Origin of the sequence: Geomonas sp. (assembly GCF_035254065.1) — a bacterium.
In the GTDB taxonomy this organism is placed as follows: Bacteria; Desulfobacterota; Desulfuromonadia; order Geobacterales; family Geobacteraceae; genus Geomonas.
On record NZ_DATFBA010000090.1, the window covers coordinates 1 to 2407 of the forward strand.

Below are 2407 nucleotides of genomic sequence, written 5' to 3' on the forward strand. Positions count from 1 at the left end.
GGGCTGCGTCTATTTCAACAACATCCAGTACCTCAACGCTGAGGATGACTCAACAAGGATGCCGCTGGAGATCGCCACCGACCTGGTGCTGCTCGACCCGGATATCCAGATGGGGCTCTTGCGCGGGAACCCGGTGCAGCACCCCAAATACCGCGGCCGCCGCATCTTCTCCTCGGGCCTCAACCTGAGCCATCTCTACCAGGGGAAGCTCCCCCTCATGTTCTACATCACCAGGGACATGGGTTTCGTCAACAAGCTCTACCGCGGGCTTACCGGGGACGAGTACGATCCGGACGGCCCTGAATCGACCCTGGAGAAACCGTGGATGGCGGCGGTTGAGGGCTTCGCCATCGGCGGGGGGTGCCAGATTCTCCTGGTGCTGGACTACGTGATAGCCGAGCGCGGCGCCTACTGCAACCTGCCGGCCCGCAAGGAGGGGATCGTACCGGGGGTCTCGCCGATGCGGCTCGCCCGCTTCATCGGGGAGCGCCAAACGCAGGCAGGAGTCCTCTTCGACAGGGATTTCGCGGTCGATTCACCGGAAGGAAGAGCGCTGGTCAACGAGGTGGTGGAGCCGGAACAGATGGACGCCGCCATCGAGCGGATGGCTGCCGACGCCTCCCGCTCCGGCGTGGTGAGCGCCGCCGCCAATCGAAAGGCGATCAGGATGGGGGATGAGCCGCTTGACCTCTTTCGCCAGTACATGGCCCTCTACGCCCGGGTACAGGGTGACTGCCACTTCAGCCCGCAGTTGATCGCCAATTTGGAGAGGTTCTGGGTATCACGGAACAGCAAACTCTAACCCCATCCTCACCCCAGCCCTCCCCTTCAAGGGGAGGGACAGGGTGAGGATGGGTCCCCTTCACCGCCCCGTCACCTGGCAGATCATGTTCAGCACGGCTGAGCGCCCCTCCTCCCTCACTGCGGCCAGGGCCCGTTGCAGGGCCGGCAGCACCTCGGCCGGCTTTTCCACCCGCTCCCCATATCCCTCACTGGCGGCAACCAGCATCTCGTAGCGCGGCGACGGCTCCAGCTTGGAGAGCGGCATGTTTCCCGTCCTCGCCGCCCAACCTTCCGGATACATCCCCAGGTTCGACTGCCGCACCGCGTTCCAGGTGCCGTTGTTGAAGATCACCGTCAGGGTAGGCGCTCCCAGCGCGTGCGAGACGAAATGCGCGGGGGTGGGGTTACCGAACAGGTAGCTCCCGTCCCCCACCGTGGAGATGACGCTCTTTTCCGGAGCGGCCAGCTTGGCGCCGATGGCGGCCCCCAGCCCCCAGCCGAGTCCTCCTGCCGAGGTGTTGCCGAAGAAGCTCCCCGGCCGGGTCAGTTCCACCTGGGTTTGGTCGAGGTCGTACTCGTTGAAGATCAAGGTATCCTCGTCCATGATCTCGCCGATGCAATGCGACACCCAGCGCGGGTCGAGCGGTGCCTGGCTCCGGGCTTTCTTGAGCGCCTCTTTCCAGTCGTCCCGCTGCTTCCGGTGCAGTTCAGTGAGGCTGGCAGCCCGGTCCGCTATGCAGGGCTCCGCCAGTGTCCTCCTGAATCGCAGAGCCTGGGTGAGGAGCGGGATGGCCACTGCCGAGTCCGCCTGGATCGCCAGATCGCACGGGAAGCTCCGGATCGGGTAATCGCTGTAAAAGGGATCGATACCGAGCTGGATCACCTTAGAGTTGGGGTCGGGATTGCCGAAGGAGGGATACCACGGCACGTTGCTGTCGACTACCAGGATCAGGTCGGCTGCGGCCAGCAAGGGATAGGGAGTGAACCCGAGGTGGAACCGGTGGTCGGTCGGGAAGCAGAGGTAGCGGGGGTTGAAGGTGACGACCGGGATGGCGAAGCTCTCCGCCAGCTCCACCAAGTGGCCGACCGTCTGCGGATTTCTGCCCGAAGAAGTGGTTATGATCAGCGGATGGCGCGCACCAGCCAGCAGGGAGGCCGCCTGATCTATCACTTCCGGGTCGGGATGAAGCCGGCCACCGGTATGGCGCCGGGGGAGAACAGCGCTCTCGCCAGCATTTACAGGCTCCGCCAGCACCTCGCGCGGAAGGGACAGGTAGACCGGGCCGCGCGGCTCCGCCATGGCGATCTCCAGGGCGCGGTCGACCACTTCCGGCAACTGGGCGGCCGAATGCAGCTCGTAATCCCATTTCACGAACTCGCGCACCATACCGGCCTGATCGAAGCACTCCTGCGACCAATGGATGTAGATATCGCGGGAGCCGGCCTGCCCCTGCTCGGTCAAGGGGGTGCGGCCGGCGGCGACCAGCATGGGGATGTTGTCGCGGGAGGCGTTGATGATGCCGTTCAGGGCATTGGCGGTGCCGACGTTGACGTGCACCATAACCGCCTGGGGCCGCCCGGTCACCTGGTAAAATCCGTGCGCCATCGCCACCGCCACGTTCTC

2 protein-coding genes are annotated in these 2407 nt (G+C 64.7%); one reads left to right on the forward strand and one right to left on the reverse strand.

The features are described 5' to 3' along the window. Positions 1-802 (forward strand): enoyl-CoA hydratase/isomerase family protein (locus tag VJ604_RS04660; RefSeq protein ID WP_324080217.1); only part of this gene is annotated, 802 nt, incomplete at its 5' end. 60 nt (positions 803-862) lie between these two features. Here the strand turns inward: VJ604_RS04660 and VJ604_RS04665 are convergent. Then, positions 863-2407: thiamine pyrophosphate-requiring protein (locus tag VJ604_RS04665; RefSeq protein ID WP_324080218.1), on the reverse strand; the 1545-nt coding region annotated here is incomplete at its 5' end.